Here is a 21,714-nt window from a genome sequence, read left to right as displayed (position 1 = left end):
GCGACCCGACTCAGCCGGTTGGGACTGGGGAAGGCTCGGATGCCTCCTCGAGACCGACAGTCCACAGGATGTGCTCGCCTGAATTCGAGACGACGAACTCCAGCTCACCGGCATCGGCCATCACCTGGATGTGCGCATTCACAGCCGGGGTGTCGCAGCCGGTGGTTCCGTCACCGACAGGCTCGTCATCGGCGGTGATGCTCAGCGCCATGTTCCCGCCGCCGGCACAGGCCATGGTGAGCCGGTACCAGCCGGCCTTCACGTTCTGGAAGGCGCCGCGGCTGTCATTTCCGCCTTCGTGGTCGCCGGCCAGCGACATGCCGTCACGGTCTCCCAGCACGGACCTGGACCACTCCCCGACATTCGCGGACCCAGGATCGACAGACTCCGGTTGACTCTCGCCGGAAGTGCAGGCGCTGAGGACAAGGACGAGTGCTGCCCAGCCGAGCGCCATTGGTGTGGTGTGCATTCGCAGACTGACTCTCCCCATCCCCCTAGTAAAGCGCAGACGGCGCCTAGACTTGCCCCGTGACAGATTTCGCCGCCGTGCCGCAAGCCCCTCGAAGTGACGATCAGAACCTTCTGGAACAACTTGCCTCGGACCTCGCATCGGCGAACTACACCGTCGACGGCGTGGCGGAGCTCGTGGGCGCCGACGCGTATGCAGCGCTGGAACGGGACCAGCCTGTCCCCGCGCTTCTCGCCGCGCGCGCCGCACAGGTTTCGCAGGCAGGAAGCCGGCTGGCCGCCGTCGTGCTTGTTTTCCTGCTTGGGGAGACGGTGCCTCCACCGGTGCTCGACGAAGCCCTTCCCTCGGCCGGTGCTGCAGGAGCGCTTGCGCTGGGCCTTGCGGAAGAGTACGACGGCGGCCTTCGCGCCTCCGTGGACCTGCGCCCCTACTCCTCGGACACCGGCGGTGATGTGTGGGTGGCATCGGACCTCGGGTCGCATATCCGGCCGGGCGTGCTGCGAACCGACTATGTGCTTGGCATCGGCAGGGCGTCGCTGACCCTCGCACAGTTCGCGGCGCGCGCCGAGGTGAAGCGGGCACTCGACCTCGGGACCGGGTGCGGAATCCAGACCTTCCATCTCCTGGCACACGCACAGCACGTCACGGCCACCGATATCTCTGAGCGCGCGCTCGCAGTGACTCGCTTCAACCTCCTGCTGAATGCCCGGGTGCTCGGAATCGACCCGGCGAATCTCGAAGCGCGCGTCTCGCTCCGTCTGGGAAGTCTGCTGGAACCGGTGCTGGGGGAGACCTTCGACCAGGTCGTGTCCAACCCGCCGTTCGTGATCACGCCGAGGCTTTCAGGAGAAGCGGCGGAGGACCAGTTCACATATCGGGACGGTGGGCTGGCGGGTGATGACGTCGTCTCGTCCCTGATCCGCGCGATTCCGTCCGTCCTGGCACCGGGTGGCACAGCTCAGCTCCTCGGGAACTGGGAAATCACCGAGGGGCAGAGCTGGGAGGACAGGATCACCGGTTGGCTCCCGGACGCCGTTGATGCCTGGGTGGTGCAGCGTGAACAGCTCACCCCCACCCACTACGCCGAGACGTGGCTGCGCGATGCCGCCGAGAACCGCGACCCCGCCCGTTTTGCGGAGCGCTTCAGCGATTATCTGGTCGACTTTGCCTCGCGCTCCGTCGAGCACATCGGATTCGGGATGGTGTGCCTGAGGAAATCACAGGGTCCGGTGGGTCTTCGCCGCTTCGAGGAGATCACCTACGACCTCGAACAGCCAATCGGCCCGCATGTGAGTGCGGCGGTGGAGCGTTCGGACTGGCTGAGCCGGTGCCCCGATCTTTCCGCTGCATACTTACTCGTCGCCGATGACGTGACCGAGGAGCGGCATCAACGCCCAGGAGCCGAGCACCCCGGCGTCATCCTGCTGCGTCAGGGCGCCGGCTTCCGGCGTACCACCCTGCTCAGCACGGAGCTTGCCGGGTTCGTGTCCGCGTGCGACGGTGACCTCACCGCCGGGCAGATCATCGGTGCGCTCGCAGCTCTCCTGGCACGCGACGACGAAGCGTTCTCAAGGGGGCTTGTGGCGGAGGTGCGCAACCTCGTTGAGGATGGTTTCCTGATTCCCGCTACAGCTTCCCCCGCCCGCTGATCCAACCGCTCGGCCGCCGCTCGTGCCGCACCCGTTGTGCACAGCCGCGGGGCTCGCAGCAGGATGCTCCTAGCCAAGCCGTTACCCTTGTGCAGGTAGGCATGCCGCATACTGTGAAGGGCAGGACGCCCGCCAACTCACATATTGAGCTCAGAATGAGCGGTTGTTCTGCTGTTTAAGAAGCATCTGTATCGAGGAGTGAAGTGCCAGCTAAGGCAACGGACAAGAAGCCCGGCAAGAAGCTCGTCATTGTCGAGTCTCCCGCCAAGAGCAAGACGATTGCGGGCTACCTCGGTGAGGGCTTTGAAGTCACCGCATCAATGGGTCACATCCGTGACCTTCCGCAGCCTTCCGACCTGCCTGCCGAGTTGAAGAAGAGTTCGCTTGGCAAGTTCGCGGTGGACCTGGAGAACGACTTCGAGCCCTACTACGTCGTCTCCGCGGACAAGAAGAAGCGTGTCGCGGAGCTCAAGGCTGCGCTCAAGGACGCCACTGAGCTCTACCTCGCGACCGACGGTGACAGGGAGGGCGAAGCGATCGCCTGGCACCTGCTTGAGGTACTCAAGCCCAAGGTTCCCGTCTTCCGCTTGACCTTCCCTGAGATCACCCGCGAGGCCATCCAGCGCGCCATGGAAGAATTACGCGACCTCGACATCCCCATGGTCGACGCGCAGGAAACCCGCCGCATCCTCGACCGTCTCTACGGCTACGAGATTTCCCCCGTCCTCTGGCGCAAGGTCGCGCGAGGACTGTCGGCCGGGCGCGTGCAGTCGGTCGCCACGCGGCTTGTCGTTGAACGCGAGCGTGAACGCATGGCCTTCCGTGCGGCGTCGTATTGGGACCTCACCGGGACCTTCTCGCCGAAGGACGCCTCCAAGGGGGAGTCCTTCACCGCGAAGCTTGTGTCGGTTGACGGCACGCGCGTGGCAACAGGAAAGGACTTCAGCGACCTGGGCAGGCTGAAGACGCAAAGTGTTGCCCTGCTCGATGAAGCAGCGGCCACCGCTCTTGCCGAGGGCCTCCAGCAGGCAGCTTTCGAAGTCCGTTCGGTCGACACGAAGCCGTACACGCGCCGTCCTGCAGCACCGTTCACCACCTCAACGCTGCAGCAGGAAGCTGCCCGCAAGTTGCGGTTCTCCTCCCGGGTCACCATGCAGGTTGCGCAGCGCCTGTATGAGAACGGCTACATCACGTATATGCGTACGGACTCGCCGGCGCTGAGCGACCAGGCGATCAACGCTGCCCGCCGCCAGGCCTCCGAACTCTACGGGCCCGAGTACGTCCCCGACGGCCGCCGCGTCTACAAGGGAAAGTCGAAAAATGCGCAGGAGGCCCACGAGGCCATCCGGCCCGCGGGTGACTCCTTCCGGACTCCGGCGCAGGTTGCCAGGGAGCTGCATGGAGATGAGTTCCGGCTCTACGAGCTGATTTGGAAGCGCACGGTCGCCTCCCAGATGGCAGATGCAAAGGGTTCGACGGCGTCGGTACGGCTTGGCGCCCAGACACCCGACGGCAAGGACGCTGAGTTTTCCGCGTCCGGTACGGTCATCACCTTCCGTGGCTTTATGGCCGCCTACGAGGAGGGCCGCGACGCCTCCCGTGATGAGGATGACGCTGCGGGCGGAGCGGATGCGCCGGGGCAGGGCGGCCGGTTGCCGAACCTCGCCACCGGTGACGCCTTGGGTGCCGAGGAAATCCAGCCAATCGGGCATGAGACCTCGCCACCCCCGCGCTATACCGAAGCTTCCCTGGTCAAGGTGCTCGAAGAGCGCGGTATCGGGCGTCCTTCCACCTACGCGGCCACCATCTCGACGATCATGGACCGCGGGTATGTCCGCACCCGCGGCCAGGCCCTTGTCCCAAGCTGGATCGCCTTCTCTGTTGTTCGTCTGCTCGAGGAGCATTTCCACGACTACGTGGACTATGATTTCACCGCTGAGCTCGAAGAAGATCTCGACCGCATCGCACGCGGCGAGGAGAGCCGCGTCCAGTGGTTGAACCACTTCTACTACGGTGACCGCAAGGAAACCGGCTTGAACACCATCGTGAATGATCTTGGGGAGATCGACGCGCGCCGCATCAATTCCGTCGAGATTGCTGACGGCATTGTCCTGCGGGTGGGCAAGTTCGGGCCGTACCTGGAGAAGCCGCTGCCGGAGGATGCACCCGAGGGTACTGAGCCACAGCGCGCAAACGTGCCAGAGGACCTCGCACCCGATGAGCTCACCGCCGAAAAAGCTGTGGAGCTGATGAACACCCCGGCCTCCGAGGAGCGCGTGCTCGGGACCGACCCTGAGACCGGACGCACCATTGTTGCCCGTGACGGGCGCTACGGGCCCTATGTGATAGAGCTCATCCCGGAGCCCACGGCCGAGGAACTGGCGAACCAGCCCGTGGAGTACTACAAGAACGGCAAGCCCAAGCCGCCCAAGAAGCCGGCGAAGGTCAAGCCGCGCACCGGGTCGCTGTTCAAGTCGATGTCGGTTGATACCGTCACCCTTGAAGATGCGCTGAAGCTGATGAACCTGCCTCGGGTGCTGGGCAAGGACGCCGAAGGCAACGAGATCACCGTGCAGAACGGGCGGTTCGGCCCCTATCTGAAGAAGGGCTCCGACTCGCGCTCGATCGGATCGGAAGAGGAGATCTTCACCATCACGCTGGAGCAGGCGTTGGAGATCTATTCCCAGCCCAAGCAGCGCGGTGGCCGGACCGCCACCCCACCACTGGCAGAGTTCGGCGACGACCCGGTGTCTGAGAAGCCCATCGTGGTCAAGGAGGGCAGGTTCGGTCCGTACATTACCGACGGCGTCACCAACATCACCGTGCCGAGATCCACGGCAATCGAGGAATTGACACGGGAGACAGCCGTGGCGCTCCTCGCTGAGAAACGAGCCAAGGGTCCTGCTCCGCGAAAGTCCGGTGGGCGTGCCCCGGCGAAGCGCAAGGCGACAGCCCGGAAGTAACGCCGTGACGGTGAATTGAAGCCGGGGAACCGGTGCGCGACATAATGGGGGCATGCGACTAGGCGTCCTCGATATCGGGTCCAACACCGTACATCTGCTCCTTGTGGATGCGCACCCGGGTGCTCGGCCAGTACCTTACGCCTCGCACAAGCGGCCGCTTCAGCTGGTCAGCTACCTCGATTCGGAGGGGCGCATCAGTGACGAGGGGCAGCAGGAACTTGTTGGATTCATCCGTCAGGCACGCGCGTTCGCGAGCGACCATCGTGCCGAGGACTTCCTGGCGTTCTGTACGTCTGCAATCCGGGAAGCGGGCAACGGCGCCGACGTCCTGAATCGCGTGGAAGCGGAAACGTCGGTGGTCCTGCAGGAGCTTTCCGGCGACGAGGAAGCCGCCATGACCTTTCAGGCCGTGCGCCGCTGGTATGGCTGGGGCACCGGGTCGATCCTCAACCTGGATATCGGCGGTGGCTCGTTCGAAATGGCGATGGGTCACGACGAGCTCCCGGAAGTCGCCCGGTCGGTGCCCCTCGGGGCAGGCCGGCTGACGCGGGAATGGTTGCCCGGCGATCCTCCTGCTCCTCGCGACGTCAAGAAACTGAGGCGCTACATTCGGCAGACGCTCAAGGAATCAGCGACCAGTTTCGCGCCGCTCGGTGAACCGCACCTCGTAGCCGGCACCTCCAAGACTTTCCGCTCTCTGGCGCGCATAGCCGGTGCTGCGCCATCCGCCGCCGGCCCATTCGCCCGCCGGACTCTGCGTCTACAGGACCTCGCGCTGTGGGCGAAGCGGCTGGAGGCAATGTCGGTCGCAGACCGGACAAACCTCGACGGCGTTTCCGAGCTGCGTGCGCGTCAGGTGCTGGCCGGAGCGCTGGTTGCCGAGGCTGCGTTCGAGGTCTTCAACGTCACTGAAATGGACATCTGCCCGTGGGCGTTACGGGAAGGGCTGATCCTTCGCCGGTTCGACACCCTGATGTTCGAAGCAGAGGAACCGATGCCTTCGGTAGGTGTTGGCCACGTGCATCTGAGCAGTCGCTGAGCCGGGCTGAGCACCGCGCCTTCAAGTTTGACGAAGAGTGCCGGTGAGCCGCCAGCGGGATTGGGGGAAATCGTCGCTTCGACTCACCGGCACCGACCGAGCCAGGGAGAGCTCGGCCTCATCACTCGCACCTTTATGAGGTAATAACGACTGTACTGCTATTTCTGGGAAGCGCCCCCAGCGCCACCTGTGAGGATGCTGGGAATCGTTCGGTCTGACACGATGGACCGATGGTTACGAACATCCAACAGCACATTTCCTTCCTTGGCTGCGGCTCCATGAACGGGGCAATCCTGACCGGTCTGCTGGCGGCCGGACTATCGGCAGCGCAGGTCACGGCCACGGTCCGCAACCCCGAGAAGGCGGCCAGTCTCTCCCAACGGCACGGCGTCGCAGTGCTTTCCTCGACGGAGGACCCTGAGGCGAACCCCACGGCAGCGGCCAAGGCCGACGTCGTGCTGCTGGGGGTGAAGCCAGTGGGAATCCTTGACCTGGCCCGCGAGATCTCACCGGCCCTCAAGCCGGGAACAGTAGTGATCAGCGTCGCCGCAGCCATCTCGATTGACATGCTCGAGGCAGCCCTGCCGGCCGGCCAGCCGGTGATCCGCAGCATGCCCAACACACCGTCGAGCCTTGGACGCGGGGTGCTGTCCATCTCCGCGGGAACCAGCGCCACCGCCGAACTGATGGACCAGGCCCGCAGCATCCTGAGCGCAGCGGGTACCGTCGTCGAAATCCCGGAAGGACAGGTCGACGCGCTGTCAGCGGTGAGCGGGTCCGGCCCCGCCTACGCGTTCTACCTCGCCGAGGCAATGGCCGCCGCTGGGGTGAAGCTCGGCCTCGACGAGGAGCTGGCCAAACTGCTGGCGACGCAGACCGTAGCCGGCGCGGGGTTCATGCTGGCGGAGGAGGGTGCCGACGCAACTGCACTGCGCAAGGCCGTCACGAGTCCCAATGGAACTACGGAGCGTGCCATTGCGACCTTCGACGATCGGGGCCTGCGCGACATCGTGGCTGCAGGGGCGAAGGCGGCTGCAGAGCGGGCTGCCGCCATCACGCGTGAACTGGGCGGCTAGCCTCAGGGACGCGCAGCGAACCGCTCGAGCAGGTCTACGTGCCCCGACACGATCAGCATGTCCCGGCTCGTGACCTTGGTGTCCGGCCGCGCGTAAGTGAAGTCTTCGCCGGGAGACTTCACACCGACCACGGTGACGCCGTACTTCGAGCGAACTGCGGACTCGCCCAGGGTGAAGCCCTGGGTCTCCTTCGGCGGATACATCTTCACGATGGCGAAACCGTCGTCGAACTCGATGAAGTCCAGCATCCGGCCGCCCACCAGGTGGGCGGCCCGCTGGCCCGCGTCGGCCTCGGGGTAGATCACGTGATTGGCGCCGATGCGCTTGAGGATTTTCCCGTGTGACGGCGTGATTGCCTTGACCCACAGGTTGTCAATATTCAGATCCACCAGGTTGGCAGTGATCAGCACGCTCGATTCGATCGAGGTTCCTACACCGACGACGGCGGCGGTGAACTCCTGCGCACCGAGTTGGCGGAGCGCGTCGATATTGGTGGCATCCGCCTCCACGACGTGGGTGAGCGTTCCGGCCCACTTCTGGACCAGCTGCGGATCACGCTCGATTGCAAGGACCTCCCGTCCCTGCTTCACGAGCTGTTCGGCGGTCGCCGACCCGAACCGTCCCAGTCCGATGACAAGCACCGGTGCGTTGTGTGCAGGTCTCTCAGCCAATGATGGGCCTTTCTTCGGGGTAGTGGTAGAGGGTGCTGCGCTGACGCAGGGCCAACGCCGATGCCAGCGTAATTGTCCCGAGGCGTCCGGCAAACATCAGTGCGGAAAGGACATACTTGCCCTCGGGCGGTAGTTCTGCGCTGAGATTGGTGCTCAGGCCGCAGGTTGCGAATGCGGAGATCACCTCGAAGAGCACGCGATTCAGCTCAACGCCCGAAATCCACAGGATAAGACCGGTTCCGACCAGAACGATCGTCGCACCCATAAACAACACCGAGATAGCAACCCGCATCGCACCCTGGGGGATTTTTCTCCCGTAGACGCTGACGTCCGAGTCGCCGCGGGATTCGGCGAGGATGGCCAGGAACATGAGCGCAATCGTGGTGACCTTGATGCCGCCCGCCGTGGAGGCGGAACCACCGCCGGCGAACATGAGTGCGTCGGTCAGGAGCATAGTGGTCGGCTCCATTTGGCTCTGGTCAACCAGGTTGAAGCCTCCCGAGCGGGTCATCACCGATGCGAAGAGCGAGTGGATGATTTTATCGCCTGCACTCAGCCCGCCGATTGTCCGGTCATTCGACCACTCCATGAAGCCCCACAGCACCATACCGATGACGAGCAGAATGACGGACACGTTGACGGTCAGTTTGGCGTGCAGGCTCCACTTCCGCACATGGTGTCGGAACTGAATAAGAATCAGAATGACCGGAAAACCGAGGCTGCCGACAAACACGCCGATCATCAGCGGAACCAGGATCCACAGGTCTGTCTCGTAGGGCACAAGCCCGTCTGAGTGGGGTGTGAATCCGGCGTTGTTGAAGGCAGAGATGGAATAGAAGATCCCGTGCCAGACAGCCAGCCAGAATGGTTCACCGAGCACGATGAACCGCGGGATCAGGGCGAGGGCCAGAAGCACTTCCACAACTACCGACGTCGTGATGACGATGCGCAGCAGGGTGCCGACCTCACCGAGGCGGCTCGCGTTGTTCAGGGCTGATTGAGCGAGCAGCTTCCCGCGCACACCGAGCTTCTTGCTGACGACCAGCGCCAGCAGGGAGGCGAGGGTCAGGGTTCCCAGGCCTCCGACGAAGATGCCGATAAGGATCACCAGTTGACCGAAGAATGACCAGTGCGCTGCCGTGGACACAACCGTGAGCCCTACGACGCAGACTGCGGAAACCGCCGTGAACATGGCGTCGTGCAGGGGAGTGACCTCGCCCGTTGCGCTCGCGAACGGCAGGCTGAGCAGCCCGGTGAAGATGAGGACAACCAGGGCAAAGACCAGCAGTGCTACGCGTGCAGGTGAGCTATTGACTACGCTGTCGATGAAGTCGCGCGCCCTGCCAAGCAGCTGCAGGTGAACCTGGTCTTCCCCTCCCAACCAGGAGGGGTGTGTTCGTGCCATGCTCGCTGATCCGCTCCATTCGTCCTGCTGCGTCCTTCGAGTAGTAAACCACTTCCGCTCATCGGCCGTGGGCAGGACCGGCGATGATCGCGTAGCCTGCTTGAGTGGCCAGTACCTCCGATGCCGCCTTTGCAACCCGCATTGTGTGGGACGAATCCATGCTTGCGTACAACTTCGGCGCCCATCACCCAATGAATCCGCAGCGGCTCGACCTGACTGCACGCCTTGTCAGTGCCCTGGGACTGTTCGATCTTCCGCAGGTCACGGTTGAGATTCCGGAGGTAGCGGACGACGCCAGCCTGTTGACGGTGCACGACGCCGCCTACGTCCGGGCGGTCAAGGAGGCCGGTGAGAATCCGGAAGACGCCGATGAATCGGCAGGATTCGGGTCCGACGACACACCGGCCTTCGTAGGCATGCATGACGCAAGCGCCCGCCTGGTCGGGGGCTCTCTCGCCGCCGCGGAAGCGCTGCTCACCGGGACAGCCCAGCACGCTGTGAACTTCGGCGGCGGTATGCACCACGCGGGAAGAGCACGCGCCAGCGGATTCTGCATCTATAACGACGCTGCAGCCGCCGTTCAGCGGTTGCTGGACCGCGGCGTCGAGCGCGTCCTGTACCTCGATGTCGACGCCCACCACGGAGACGGCACGGAGCAGATCTTCTGGGACGACAATCGCGTCATGACCATCTCCCTTCATGAAACGGGAATGAGCCTGTTCCCAGGCACTGGTTTCTCCAATGAGATCGGTGGTCCGGCCGCCGCCGGATTCGCCGTGAATGTCGCGCTGCCCACCACCACGGGGGATTCCGGATTCCTGCGTGCCTTCCATGCGGTGGTGCCGCAGCTGACCGCCGCTTTCAAGCCGGACGTCATCGTCAGCCAGCACGGTTGTGACAGTCACGTGGAAGATCCGCTCACGAACCTGCGCCTTTCCGTGGACGCCCAGCATGCTGCTGCACTCGCGGTTCGTGATCTTGCTTCCGAGCACTGCGGTGGACGCTGGATTGCCACCGGCGGCGGCGGCTACAACATCACGTCTGTGGTGCCTCGATCGTGGACTCTTCTCACAGCCATAGCCGCGGGCGCTGACATAAGCCTGACGACGCCGGTCCCCGTACCGTGGCGCTCCTACGTCGCCGAACGGTTCGGTCGAAGCACGCCGGAAGTGATGGGTGATGGATCCGACACCTGGTGGCAGTCGTGGGAAGCCGGATTCGACCCCAACGAGAGCCTGGACCGTTCAATCATGGCCACTCGCAAGGCTGTCTTCCCTCTTCACGGGCTGGATCCCTGGTTCGACTGAGTGCGCGCTTGTACAAGTGATGCCCCAACCGATATATGCGGTTATGGTAATGGGATGGTCATGGATGATGTGTTCGCCGTCATCGCCGAAGCCACCCGCCGCCAGATTCTTACATCGCTGCGGAGTGGGGACAAAGCGGTGGGCGAGTTGGTGCTGGAGCTCGAGGTCAGCCAGCCTACTGTTTCGAAACACCTTAAAGTCCTGCGGGAAGCGGGCCTTGTAACCATGCGGGCCCAGGGGCAAAAGCGCTTCTACTCGCTTGACCCGGAACCGCTCCAGGCTGTCGTCTCCTGGCTCTCCGAGTTTCAGTTGCAGACGCCCCAGGTAAGCCCCGCGCTTGCTCCAGCCGTCGTGGAGCCCGACATCGGGGAACTCCTTCCCGTGGCGTCCGGGCTCGCCTCCGACGGGGCACAGCCGTTCGGGCGAACAGTGGGTAGGGCGGCCGAACGCGCAGCCGATCTGCTCTCCCAGTTCCCGAAACTCCGGCGCCGCAAGGAGTAGCCAGTAGTCGCGCACGGTCACAATTCCTGCCCCGTGTTTGCAATTCGTGCGCAGACCGCTAGTCTCATTCCCATGACAACCCGTTGGTATGCGTATTTTGCGTTGGCTCTGGAGGAGCCCGCGGCCTAATACGCTGACCAACACCTTCAGAGCCAACAGGGCAGGATCCGTTCCTGCCCTTCGTCGTTTCTACGGCGGGTTCTGCAGGACAGTCCCGCCGAAGACCATCTTCGAAAGCCGGGACCCATGAAAACCCTCGCCACACCATCCTCCAACCTGAACGTCCGCGGGATTGAAGCGCTGCCCACGCCCGCTTCGCTGATCGCGGACCTGCCGGGCACTGATGCAGTCATCGAAACTGTGCGCCGGTCCCGGGAAGAAATCAGGGCCGTCCTCAACGGAGTAGATGACCGCCTCCTCGTCATCGTTGGCCCGTGCTCCATCCACGACCCCGCCGCCGGCCTTGAGTACGCGCGACTGCTTGCTGACGCCGCGCAGCTGCACCGGCAGAACCTGCTGGTCGTCATGAGGGCCTACTTCGAGAAGCCGCGCACCACAGTGGGCTGGAAGGGGCTCATCAATGATCCGCATCTGGACGGCAGTCACGACATCGCGGCCGGTCTGCGCACCGCGCGACAGTTCCTGGGCGACGTCGCCCAATTAGGGCTCCCGGTCGGCACGGAGTTCCTTGAGCCGATCAGCCCGCAGTACATTGCGGACCTGGTCAGCTGGGGAGCGATCGGGGCGCGCACCACGGAGAGTCAGATTCACCGCCAGCTCTCTTCAGGGTTGTCCATGCCTGTGGGATTCAAGAACGGGACCGACGGCGGCATCAGCGTCGCCCTCGATGCCTGCGCCGCAGCCGGCGTACCGCAGGCCTTCCTGGGCGTGGACGACGACGGGCGGGCCGCCCTTGTCTCCACCACCGGCAATCCTGACACCCACCTGATTCTGCGCGGGGGATCGGATGGCCCCAATTACGGTTCCGACAGCGTGGCAAGCGCCTCGAGCCGATTGGCGGCTGCCGGGTTGAACGAACGGCTGATCGTCGATGCCAGCCACGCCAACAGTGGAAAGGATCACCGACGGCAGGCGGAGGTGGCGCGCGAACTGGCGGATGCGGTAGCGGTATCGGACCGGATTGCCGGAGTGATGCTCGAAAGTTTCCTCGTTGAGGGAGCGCAGAAGCTGGACGTGACGAATAGAGGCGACCTTGTGTACGGCCAAAGCGTCACGGACGCGTGCATGGGATGGGGCACCACCGCATCCGTCCTGGGGGATCTCGCTCGGGGCGTTCGCCGCCGTCGGGCAGAGAGCTGATCGTGACCGTCACGCGCTTTCACTTTGGTCACATGAACCACTAGAGTATCTCCCTAGACGGATAATCCTCAGGTCTCAAGGCGACACGCCGTCCGGCGATCCTCCCAATGCGGGGGCGCCAATCTCAGGGTTGGCTCCAGAGAAAAGGACAGTGGTGAGATGACGAGCGGAAGCAACTTCTCCGACGTGCGCTTCCTGACCGTTGCGGAGGTCGCCGCGCTGATGCGGGTGTCGAAAATGACCGTATATCGGCTGGTGCACTCGGGTGAGATGCCGGCGGTTCAGTTCGGGCGCTCATACCGGGTGCCGGAATCGGCCGTGCAGCAGTACCTGCGTTCCGCTTCGGTAGAGGGGGAGTCGGGTACTGGCTAGGCCATCGGTACCGGCCGGTCAGGAAGGCCGGTTGAAGCGGGTACTCTGTTAAGAAGCGTTTTGCGTAGGCGGCCGTTTGTTCGGCCGCTCGACGTACGTCGTCGTGATGTGCGTTTTGTCAGATTCGAGCGTCCCTGCCGCAGTTGATGCGGTAGAGGTTGTCCGGAACCGGAATGAATAGTTTGTGAGGACTCTATGGGTTCAGTAATCAAGAAGCGCCGCAAGCGGATGGCGAAGAAGAAGCACCGCAAACTGCTTCGCAAGACCCGCCACCAGCGCCGCAACAAGAAGTAGCAGCAAGAAGCAGCATCGCAGCCGGTCCGCCTCTCCAGGCGGGCCGGTTTTGCGCTTAAGGGCTAGCCCCTCATCCGGGTGAAGCCGCGCCAGAGGCCATAGACGGCGCCCGCTCCTGTTGCTGCTTTGAGTCCAAGCGTGGCTGCCCGGCGCCCGCTCCTGAAGTCGTAGATGGGCCAATTCGAGTCCCGGGCATGTTTACGGAGCCGGCGATCCGGATTGATGGCAACCGGATGGCCCACCATGCTGAGTAGTGGGATGTCGTTATAGGAATCGCTGTACGCCCAGCAGCGCGCGAGGTCCAGTCCCTCATTACCGGCAAGCTCACGGACGGCTATGGCTTTCGCGGGGCCGTGAAGGAACTCGCCCACCAGTTTGCCCGTGTACAGGCCCTCCGACACTTCACCGACGGTGCCGAGTGCTCCCGTCAGCCCCAGGCGGTTCGCGATGACGCTCGCCACTTCGACCGGCGTGCCGCTGACCAGCCAGACGCGGCGCCCGTTCCGGAGGTGCTGCTCGGCGAGAGCGCGGGCGCCCGGCCAGATCTTCGAGGCGATCATCTCGTCATAGACCTCTTCGCCGAGGGCCAGGATGTCCTCATGGGCGATGCCGATGGCGAAGGCCAGAGCCGCGTCCCGCACTGCGTGGATGTCAGTCATGTTTTCGCCCCGCATGACGAAACGCAGCTGCTTCCATGCCAGACCGGCGGCGAAACGGAGAGTGAAAGCCTTCCGCTGGTACATCTTGCGGGCCACATGAAAGAGGCTTGCCCCACGCATCATGGTGTTGTCGACGTCGAAGAAGGCTGCTTCTCCAGCCGGTCCGCCCAGCGGTGCCGCTTCTGCGGGCACGGCCTCCGAGGATGACCCCGGCTCTACGGCGGGTCGGAGGCTGGCAGCGGACATAGCACGAGTCTAATCACTGCTGGACGCTGGTTGCGTCTGCGCACGCCCACCGTGCTGCACCTGTGACCTCCGGAACGAAGACCTGATCCTCGCTCCAACGGATGCCTTGCCCGGGGCCAGTACGCTTAGGGGATGCTGAACGAGCAGAGCCAGCCGTCGGATGAGGCCTGGACCTCCGGCCTTGTGCTGGTGACTAGGCCTGACTGCCATCTGTGCGAGGAGGCCCGGAACACAGTGGCGCGCGTCGCCGCTGACTTCGGCGTGGGCTGGCGGGAAGAATCGATTGCTGACCATGCGGAGTTGCTGGAGCGGTTCTCCGAAGAAGTGCCGGTCCTTCTGCTCGACGGCGTTCAGCGTGACTTCTGGACTATAGACGAGGCTCGCCTGCGAAAGTTGCTCGCCTAGTGCCGGGCGTTGCAGGGCACAGCCGCCGGAACTTTGAGTGGGCCGAAGCGGGACCTAAAGTTGAAGTATCCCGCCGTCATCCTCCGGCGGGCAGGCGGACCGCGGAACCACCGGCGAACAGTGATGGAGCGATGAACCAGTGACCATGTCGGAGATCCCCGGGCTCCGGGGGGCGACGAGTGGCCAGGCGGGCGACCAGCAGGGCAGGCACATACCTCCTGCATCGCTGGCCCGGCTCACGATTTATCTGCGCGCTCTCAATTCCTTGCTTGCCGAGGGTATCGAGCGTGTGTCCTCGGAAGAGCTTGCTGACGCTGCGGGCGTGAATTCTCCGATGCTTCGCAAGGACCTCTCCTACCTCGGCTCCTACGGCACCCGCGGCGTGGGGTATGACGTGCAGTACCTCAACAGCCAGATCTCTACTGCGCTGGGTCTCACCCAGGACTGGAGGGTGGCAATCATCGGTGCCGGTAACCTTGGCCGGGCTCTGGCCGGCTACTCGGGGTTCCAGTCACGGGGTTTCGAGGTTGTTGCCCTGATTGACGCTGACCAGATGATCGTGGGCACCGAAGTCGGGTGGCTGCGGGTGAGCCCGGTCCAGGAACTTGCTACGGTGCTGCACCGGACCCGGGCCAATATGGCTGTGCTGGCTGTGCCGGCCGGTGTTGCCCAGAAGCTGTGTGACGAGCTGGTCGAAGCCGGCATCACCAGCATCCTGAGTTTTGCGCCGGTTGTGCTGCAGGTACCCGATCACGTGCAGCTGCGGAAGGTCGACATGGCCACGGAACTTCAGATCCTCGCCTATCACGCCCAGCGGGCGCAGGAGCCGGATATCGAGACGGGACCCAGCGCCCGCGCCGCGCAGTAGCCGGCGTTCTAGTACGTGATCTGCTGCGGCTTGAAGTAGCGGTTCGAGGGCTTGAGCCAGCACAGGACGACGCCCGCTACTCCCAAGAGGACCACCAGGATATTCAGCGTGATTGCGAATCCGCTCGGCTGCAGGTCCTGTCCGCCGAGTTGCGCCTGTACCTCCGCATTGCCCTGGAGAGCGGCAAGCGTCAGCGAGCTCATCACGAGCAGCAGCAGCGAGATGGCGGCAAGGACTGTCGCGGTGATCCGCGCCCAGTTCTGACCCTTACGGATGAAGATGGCGAGGAGGACATAAATGCCTGTGGTCACCACGCCCACCGCCACCGCAATACCAATGCCGATGGATGCCGCTGCGGCGGGTCCGCCGGTGGTTCCAGAGCCGACGAGCGTGCTGACGAAGTTCAGTACACCGGCGGCGATGATCAGCCAGAAAGCGAGGTTGACTTCCTTCGGCAGCGGTGGCCGCACGGCCTCCGGCATACGGGCCGCGCCGGGATAGGCGTACCCTGCCGGCTGGGCTGCCTGGTAGGAGTACGGAGATGACGGCTTCTGCGGCTCGGGAGAGAGCCCTGCTGCCGAGTTTTGGGTGGGCCCCGGCTGTGCGGGGTTCAGTGGTTCGGTGCCCGAAAGTCGGCGGGGATCGCGTTCTGAAGGGTCCGGATCGTTTGTTGGCGTACTCATGCGCCCAGCGTACCGCCGGTAAGCACCGGTGGCAGGTGTTTTCGGGCAGAAACACCGCTGGGGCGTACCGGATGGTCCGGCACGCCCCAGAAACGTCTCAGATGTCTAGTTGGCTGAAGGCGCTACGAAGGCGGCATCGAGGTTGATGGTCACCTTGTCGCCCACCAGGACGCCGCCGGCTTCGAGGGCTGCGTTCCAGGTCAGGCCGAACTCTTTGCGGGAGATCACGGTCTGGCCGGAGAACCCGGCGCGGGTGGCACCGAAGGGGTCAACAGCAACGCCGTTGAACTCGGTGTCGATGACAACCTCCTTGGTGATGCCGCGGATGGTGAGGTCTCCGATGAGCTTGTAGGTCTCGCCTGCACCTTCCACGCGCTTGGACTCGAAGGTCATCTCGGGGAACTGCTCGACATCGAAGAAGTCACCGCCGCGCACGTGGGCGTCGCGGTTCTCGTCGTTCGAGTTGAAGGACTCGGTCTTGATGGTCGCAGTGATCTTTGAATCCTCGAGCGAGGATCCGACCTGCAGGCTGGCGTCGACGTCGTCGAAGTTTCCGCGCACCTTGCTGATGCCTGCGTGGCGGACGGTGAAGCCGACCTCGCTGTGCGCGCCGTCGAAGTTCCAGGTGCCCTGGGTGAGTCCGATGGGGATAGCCATGATGATTCTCCTGATCTGTGATGCATTCGATGGTGTGCGACCGGGTCGGCCGTACGGGCTGTACCTCTAATAAACATGCATTTGCATCTTTTATTCCAGAGATTGCTTCAATGTTCAAATATTTTTTCCTCCGTCGCGTCATGCCGGGCAACGTCGGGCGATTTAGCCCTCTGCGGCAGGGGATGAGAAACTTGGATCATGCCCACAGCCATCGTCCACCTCGTGCGCCACGGCGAAGTCCACAACCCGGACGGGATCCTCTACGGTCGCCTGCCCGAGTTCCACCTGTCTGAGCTCGGCCGCGAGATGGCGGAGCGGGTGGCCGGGTTCTTCGCAGAGCGCAGGAACGACGGCGCCGACATCGTGCATCTCGTCGCCTCACCCCTCACGCGCGCGCAGGAAACAGCAGAGCCCACAGCCAGGGAGCTCGGCCTCACTATCGTGACTGACGAACGCATCATCGAGGCGGAAAACAGGTTCGAGGGTATGGCGCAGGTTGCGCATCAGATCAGGCACCCGCGTCACTGGAAGTCCTTGCGGAACCCCTTCACGCCGTCGTGGGGTGAGCCGTACAGCGCTCAGGTTGAGCGCGTTATGTCGGCAGTCCATGACGCACGTCGTGCCGCGCTTGAGGCGACGGACGGCAAGCACGCTGAGGCCATCATGGTCAGTCACCAGCTGCCCATTTGGGTTGCCCGCCTTGCTGCGGAGAACCGGCGCCTGTGGCACGATCCGCGCCAGCGGAAGTGCACGCTGAGCTCCGTGACCTCCCTTTATTTCGACGGCGACCACCTCACCGGCGTGAGGTACGCGGAACCATGCGCGGACCTGCTTCCCCGCGCGAAGAACATCCCGGGAGCGTAATACAATTACTACACGTTGTAGAACTCGTGGAAGATGTTGTGACTCGAACTGAAGCTGCCCCCCGCCCGCCGAGCGGCAAGCTGATGCGCCTTGCCGCGTCGGTGCTTGCTGCCGTCGTTGTCCTCTCCGGCTGTGCCGCTCAGGACCCGCTGGCCCAGCAGGCGGCGGAAGGCAGTAACAAGAACTACATCGCCGGTGACGGCTCAGTCACTGAGTACGCAGCGGCTGACCGGGGCGAGCCAGTCCAGATCGAGGGTGCCTTGTACAACGGGGATGCCGTCTCGTCGTCCGAGTGGCCCGGCACTGTGACCGTCCTGAACTTCTGGTATGCCGCCTGTGCCCCCTGCCGTGAGGAGGCTCCTGATCTCGTGGCCCTCCACGAGGAGCATGAGGCCCAGGGCGTGCAGTTTTACGGCGTGAACATCCGGGACGGCCAAAAGAACGCCGAAGCGTTCGAGCGCAATTTCGGCATTCCGTACCCAAGCTTCAACGACTCCGACGGCGGCGTCCTGCTCTCCATGACCAGCTACGTTCCGCCGCAGGCAGTGCCGACAACGATTGTGCTCGACAAGGAAGGACGCGTTTCCGCGCGCATCCTGGGCCTGGCCGACAAGGGAACCCTCAGCGCGCTCATCGATTCCGCGCTGGCCGAGTAGTGGCTGTGACCTCGGCCCTTTCATCCGGCGGCTTCCTGGCGCTCGCTCCCGCAGGGAATGCATTCGCCGACACGGTGCTGAACGGCTCAATGCTCCTCGCCTTGCCCGTAGCGCTGCTGGCCGGCCTGGTCTCCTTCGTCTCGCCGTGCGTATTGCCGTTGGTTCCCGGGTACCTCGGCTACGTCAGCGGACTCACAGGCGTTGATCTCCAGGATCAGAAGCGCGGGCGGATGGTGGCGGGTATCGGTCTGTTCGTCGTCGGCTTCTCACTGGTGTTCATGGCGTACGGCGCGCTGTTCGGACAGCTCGGAGCATGGATGGCAGGCTCCCAGGAGTGGCTCATCCGGGTTTTCGGTGTCGTCGTCATCCTGCTGGGTATCGTCTTCATGGGCGGACTCTCATGGTTCCAGCAGGACAAGAAGCTTCACGCACGCGTCCCGAGCGGGCTCTGGGGAGCGCCGCTTCTCGGCCTCACCTTCGGACTCGGCTGGGCGCCGTGCATCGGGCCGACGCTTTCGGCGGTGCAGCTGCTCGCTTTCTCGAACGACGGCGCCAGTGCCGCCAAGGGAGCTCTGCTCACCTTTGTGTACTGCCTGGGTCTCGGGCTGCCGTTCGTGCTGATCGCTCTGGGATTACGTCGGGGAATGGGCGCCATGGCGTTCTTCCGGCGCCACCGGTTGCTCCTGCAGCGCTCGGGCGGCGGCATGCTGATCCTGGTTGGTGTGCTGATGGCGTCCGGCGTCTGGAACCTGTGGATCAACGAGCTCCAGCAGTGGCTGGGCAGCGTCACGCTACCGATCTGAGTAAAAAATGGCTGAACCCAAGCCCGAATTGAAGACAGAAGCTAAGGACAGTTCAATGGCAGCGAAAGACCGCGGAGACAACGTCGCGCTCCCCGCTCTTGGGTTCCTTGGCACCCTGCGCTGGATGTGGACGCAGCTGACCAGCATGCGCACCGCCCTCTTCCTGCTCCTGCTGCTCGCCGTGGCTGCCGTACCCGGATCGCTCTTTCCGCAGCGGCCCGCGAACCCGGCCGTTGTCACCCAGTACATCCGGGACAATCCGGAGACCGGACCCATCCTGGACTGGTTCCAGCTGTTCGACGTGTACTCATCCGTCTGGTTTTCCGCGATCTACCTGTTGCTGTTCATCTCCCTGATCGGCTGCGTCATCCCGCGGGCCATCGCCCATGGCCGTGCCTGGCGGTCCAAGCCGCCCCGGACACCCAGCAGGCTGTCGCGGATGCCGGTGCACGGATCGTTCGCCCTGCCGTCCGGGTCGGATTCCCAGTCCGGCGGACAGGCAGGCGGGCGGCCGACGTCGCCGCATGCCGCCGTCGTCGACGCCGCTGCCCTGCTGAAGAAGCGTGGCTACCGTGTCGACGTGCGCGATGAGCAGGGCTCACAGCCCTCCGTCGGTGCCGAGCGCGGCTTCCTGAAGGAACTCGGAAACCTTGTCTTCCACCTGTCCCTGATCGGCGTGCTGGTTTCCGTGGCGGTCGGGGGACTGTTCGGCTACCGCGGTCAGAAGATCGTGGTTGAAGGCGAGACCTTCGTGAATACGCTCGTGGGTTATGACTCATTCACCCCGGGCACCAACTTCTCCGAGGACAACCTCGACCCCTACTCGATCACGCTCGAGAAGTTCGACGTGACGTTTGACCGGCAGCTGACCCACTACGGGCAGCCCATCGACTTCACGGCAACGATGAGCACAAAAACTGCTCCCGGTGCCGAGCCGGAACAACGGATTCTCAAGGTCAACGAGCCGCTGACAATCGGAGGCACCAGCGTCTACCTCGTCGGGAATGGTTATGCACCCGTGGTCACCGTGCGGGACGGCGACGGAAACATCGCCCATCAGGGGCCGGTGGTGTCCATTCCGCAGGACGGACTGTTCACCTCCTTGATGGTGCTGAAGGTACCGGACGCTCGTCCGGAGCAGCTCGGGTTTGTCGGCTTCTTCCTGCCCACAGCGGCCATCGATGAGAACGGAGTTTCCTTCTCGCGCGACCCTGATCCGTTCCTGCCGCAGCTGAACCTGAATTCCTACTACGGCGATCTCGGCCTGGACGACGGCGAGCCCCAGAACGTGTACGTCCTGGACACCGACACACTGACCGAGCTGAACAGCCGGAACAGCGAAGCAGGCGGCATCGTCCTCGACGCCGGGGAAACCTTCGAACTCCCCGAAGGCAAGGGCTCGATCACCTTCGACGGGCTGCGACGCTACGCCGCCCTGGATATCACCCATGACCCCGCAGAGCTCGGCGCCCTGGTGTTCTCATCGCTGGCGTTGGCGGGGCTCAGCGCGTCGCTGTTCATCGGCCGCCGGCGCGTGTGGATAAGGGCGGCCAGTGGTCCGGACGGCCGCGTCACGGTCGAGTACGGGCTGCTGGCCCGCGGGGAGGACCACAGGCTCGCCGGAGAAGGGGCAGCGATCGAGAAGCTGCTGCGGGAACGCTGGCTGGCGGACACCATCGAACACGACGAGAATGAGACAGCGCACGTGGGGGCGTCGGCGCCCGGAAGCGGTAAGGACAACTGATGCAGAACATAAACCAGACTCTGGGGCAGTACAGCGAGCTGTTCATGCTGCTCGCAGCCCTTGCCTACACGGCGGCGTTCCTGGCCTTCACCTGGGACCTCGTCAAGAGCAGCCGGCGTATCCGCGAGATGGAAGCCGGGCTGGCAGAGACCGCCGAGGAGCGTCAGCTCGTGCTCGCCGGCGCGGTTGCCGGTGGTAAGCGCGGCAAGTCAGCGGGCGCGCTGCAGGGGTCCACGGCAGATGATGCCATGGACTACCAGGGCGAAAAGCGCTCGGCCGCGCGCATCGCCGTCGCACTCACCGTTCTTGCTGCTGCTGTCCATGCTGTTGCCGTGGTCAGCCGGGGCGTAGCCGCCGGCCGCGTGCCCTGGGGCAACATGTACGAGTTCTGCACCACCGGCGGGCTGGTGGTCGCGGTCGTCTTCCTGCTGGTCCTCACCCGCAAGGACCTCCGGTTCCTCGGCACTTTTGTGATCGGCCTGGTGGTGGTCATGCTCTGCGCAGCCACCATCGGCTTCCCGACGCCGGTGGCCAACCTGGTGCCCGCACTGCAGAGTTACTGGCTCATCATCCACGTGTCCGTGGCCGTTGCGGCATCAGCACTATTCACCCTCACCTTCGCGATGTCGGTACTGCAGCTCCTGCAGGCCAGCCGCGTGGCACGCCTCGCCGCCGGCGGCGGGGACCGGATGCCGTTCATGCGCCTCGTCCCCTCGGCGCTCAGCCTTGAGAATCTCTCCTACCGCATCAACGCGATCGCCTTTGTGCTGTGGACGTTCACCCTCATGGCCGGAGCCATCTGGGCGGAGAAGGCCTGGGGCCGCTACTGGGGCTGGGACACCAAGGAAGTCTGGACGTTCGTGATCTGGGTGGTCTACGCGGGTTACCTGCACGCCCGTGCCACCCGCGGCTGGACGGGCACGCGTGCCGCCTGGCTCTCGATCGTCGGCTACCTGTGCATCGTCTTCAACTTCACGATCGTGAACATCTACTTCTCCGGCCTGCACAGCTACGCCGGAGTCTGATACTCCGCCTCCCTGATACACAAAGGACCCCCGTACCG

At 64.0% G+C, this 21,714-nt stretch carries 22 protein-coding genes; 16 read left to right on the top strand and 6 right to left on the bottom strand.

Going from position 1 to position 21,714, the window contains the following annotated elements:
* Positions 1-10 precede the first annotated feature (10 nt).
* Positions 11-469 (bottom strand): hypothetical protein, encoded by a 459-nt coding sequence (locus M1D74_RS12980; protein WP_309123725.1) that lies wholly within the window; start codon positions 467-469, stop codon positions 11-13.
* A 59-nt stretch (positions 470-528) separates the two neighbouring features.
* Between M1D74_RS12980 and M1D74_RS12975 the strand changes: the two genes are divergently transcribed.
* The 4 genes from M1D74_RS12975 to proC all read left to right on the top strand — a co-directional run bounded on the left by M1D74_RS12975 (position 529) and on the right by proC (position 7,196).
* A complete protein-coding gene (locus M1D74_RS12975; protein ID WP_458115550.1) occupies positions 529-2,118 on the top strand; it encodes a DUF7059 domain-containing protein in 1,590 nt (529 codons plus the stop codon).
* A gap of 203 nt (positions 2,119-2,321) precedes the next feature.
* On the top strand, positions 2,322-5,081 hold the full coding sequence (gene topA / locus M1D74_RS12970; RefSeq protein WP_458115549.1) for a type I DNA topoisomerase: 2,760 nt from the start codon (positions 2,322-2,324) through the stop codon (positions 5,079-5,081).
* Between the two features lie 52 nt (positions 5,082-5,133).
* The gene (locus tag M1D74_RS12965) at positions 5,134-6,120 is read left to right on the top strand and encodes a Ppx/GppA phosphatase family protein (RefSeq protein WP_458115548.1); all 987 of its coding nucleotides are present in this window, start codon (positions 5,134-5,136) and stop codon (positions 6,118-6,120) included.
* Positions 6,121-6,362: 242 nt separating this feature from the next.
* Positions 6,363-7,196 (top strand): pyrroline-5-carboxylate reductase, encoded by an 834-nt coding sequence (gene proC / locus M1D74_RS12960; RefSeq protein ID WP_458117186.1) that lies wholly within the window; start codon positions 6,363-6,365, stop codon positions 7,194-7,196.
* A gap of 2 nt (positions 7,197-7,198) precedes the next feature.
* Here proC and M1D74_RS12955 read toward each other — a convergent pair whose 3' ends face one another.
* Together M1D74_RS12955 and M1D74_RS12950 are read right to left on the bottom strand one after the other, a co-directional pair.
* Positions 7,199-7,837, bottom strand: coding sequence for a potassium channel family protein (locus M1D74_RS12955; RefSeq protein ID WP_309071623.1), 639 nt, complete (start codon positions 7,835-7,837; stop codon positions 7,199-7,201).
* A gap of 22 nt (positions 7,838-7,859) precedes the next feature.
* Positions 7,860-9,272 (bottom strand): TrkH family potassium uptake protein, encoded by a 1,413-nt coding sequence (locus M1D74_RS12950; RefSeq protein ID WP_458115547.1) that lies wholly within the window; start codon positions 9,270-9,272, stop codon positions 7,860-7,862.
* Positions 9,273-9,430: 158 nt separating this feature from the next.
* Here M1D74_RS12950 and M1D74_RS12945 point away from each other — a divergent pair, with 158 nt between their 5' ends.
* The 5 genes from M1D74_RS12945 to M1D74_RS12925 all read left to right on the top strand — a co-directional run bounded on the left by M1D74_RS12945 (position 9,431) and on the right by M1D74_RS12925 (position 13,066).
* Positions 9,431-10,579 carry an acetoin utilization protein AcuC gene (locus tag M1D74_RS12945; RefSeq protein ID WP_458117185.1) on the top strand — a complete coding sequence of 383 codons (1,149 nt, stop codon included), beginning with the start codon at positions 9,431-9,433 and terminating at the stop codon, positions 10,577-10,579.
* Between the two features lie 54 nt (positions 10,580-10,633).
* Positions 10,634-11,080: an ArsR/SmtB family transcription factor gene (locus tag M1D74_RS12940; protein ID WP_309071616.1), complete on the top strand. Its 447-nt coding sequence runs from the start codon at positions 10,634-10,636 to the stop codon at positions 11,078-11,080.
* A gap of 246 nt (positions 11,081-11,326) precedes the next feature.
* Positions 11,327-12,400, top strand: coding sequence for a 3-deoxy-7-phosphoheptulonate synthase (locus M1D74_RS12935; protein ID WP_309071615.1), 1,074 nt, complete (start codon positions 11,327-11,329; stop codon positions 12,398-12,400).
* Between the two features lie 159 nt (positions 12,401-12,559).
* Entirely contained in the window at positions 12,560-12,772 is a 213-nt protein-coding gene (locus M1D74_RS12930; protein WP_299167223.1) for a helix-turn-helix domain-containing protein, read from the top strand.
* 195 nt (positions 12,773-12,967) lie between these two features.
* Positions 12,968-13,066 carry a 30S ribosomal protein bS22 gene (locus M1D74_RS12925; protein ID WP_003792170.1) on the top strand — a complete coding sequence of 33 codons (99 nt, stop codon included), beginning with the start codon at positions 12,968-12,970 and terminating at the stop codon, positions 13,064-13,066.
* Between the two features lie 62 nt (positions 13,067-13,128).
* On the opposite strand, the gene M1D74_RS12920 is transcribed toward M1D74_RS12925, so the two are convergent.
* Entirely contained in the window at positions 13,129-13,971 is an 843-nt protein-coding gene (locus M1D74_RS12920; RefSeq protein ID WP_309071614.1) for an HAD family hydrolase, read from the bottom strand.
* 132 nt (positions 13,972-14,103) lie between these two features.
* Between M1D74_RS12920 and M1D74_RS12915 the strand changes: the two genes are divergently transcribed.
* Both M1D74_RS12915 and M1D74_RS12910 read left to right on the top strand, forming a co-directional pair.
* The gene (locus M1D74_RS12915) at positions 14,104-14,376 is read left to right on the top strand and encodes a glutaredoxin family protein (protein ID WP_309071613.1); all 273 of its coding nucleotides are present in this window, start codon (positions 14,104-14,106) and stop codon (positions 14,374-14,376) included.
* Positions 14,377-14,521: 145 nt separating this feature from the next.
* On the top strand, positions 14,522-15,244 hold the full coding sequence (locus M1D74_RS12910) for a redox-sensing transcriptional repressor Rex (protein ID WP_309071621.1): 723 nt from the start codon (positions 14,522-14,524) through the stop codon (positions 15,242-15,244).
* Between the two features lie 8 nt (positions 15,245-15,252).
* Here M1D74_RS12910 and M1D74_RS12905 read toward each other — a convergent pair whose 3' ends face one another.
* Together M1D74_RS12905 and M1D74_RS12900 are read right to left on the bottom strand one after the other, a co-directional pair.
* Complete coding sequence (locus tag M1D74_RS12905; protein ID WP_309071612.1) at positions 15,253-15,927, bottom strand: hypothetical protein; 675 nt, start codon at positions 15,925-15,927, stop codon at positions 15,253-15,255.
* A 105-nt stretch (positions 15,928-16,032) separates the two neighbouring features.
* The gene (locus M1D74_RS12900) at positions 16,033-16,584 is read right to left on the bottom strand and encodes a YceI family protein (RefSeq protein ID WP_458115546.1); all 552 of its coding nucleotides are present in this window, start codon (positions 16,582-16,584) and stop codon (positions 16,033-16,035) included.
* Between the two features lie 198 nt (positions 16,585-16,782).
* On the opposite strand from M1D74_RS12900, the gene M1D74_RS12895 reads away from it, so the two are divergent.
* From M1D74_RS12895 to ccsB, 5 genes are all read left to right on the top strand, one after another.
* Positions 16,783-17,448 carry a histidine phosphatase family protein gene (locus tag M1D74_RS12895; protein WP_309071610.1) on the top strand — a complete coding sequence of 222 codons (666 nt, stop codon included), beginning with the start codon at positions 16,783-16,785 and terminating at the stop codon, positions 17,446-17,448.
* 83 nt (positions 17,449-17,531) lie between these two features.
* Positions 17,532-18,104, top strand: coding sequence for a TlpA family protein disulfide reductase (locus M1D74_RS12890; protein ID WP_309071620.1), 573 nt, complete (start codon positions 17,532-17,534; stop codon positions 18,102-18,104).
* 89 nt (positions 18,105-18,193) lie between these two features.
* Positions 18,194-18,907, top strand: a complete 714-nt coding sequence (locus M1D74_RS12885; RefSeq protein WP_309071619.1) for a cytochrome c biogenesis CcdA family protein — start codon at positions 18,194-18,196, stop codon at positions 18,905-18,907.
* A gap of 55 nt (positions 18,908-18,962) precedes the next feature.
* Complete coding sequence (gene resB, locus M1D74_RS12880) at positions 18,963-20,651, top strand: cytochrome c biogenesis protein ResB (RefSeq protein WP_309071609.1); 1,689 nt, start codon at positions 18,963-18,965, stop codon at positions 20,649-20,651.
* Positions 20,651-21,676: a c-type cytochrome biogenesis protein CcsB gene (ccsB, locus tag M1D74_RS12875; protein WP_309071608.1), complete on the top strand. Its 1,026-nt coding sequence runs from the start codon at positions 20,651-20,653 to the stop codon at positions 21,674-21,676. The genes resB and ccsB overlap by 1 nt, the downstream gene beginning before the upstream one ends.
* The last annotated feature ends 38 nt before the right edge of the window (positions 21,677-21,714 follow it).

This window comes from Arthrobacter sp. D2-10, from assembly GCF_054161285.1.
The sequence above is the reverse complement of the archived record's forward strand: the minus strand, read 5'-3'. Positions and strand labels throughout refer to the sequence as shown.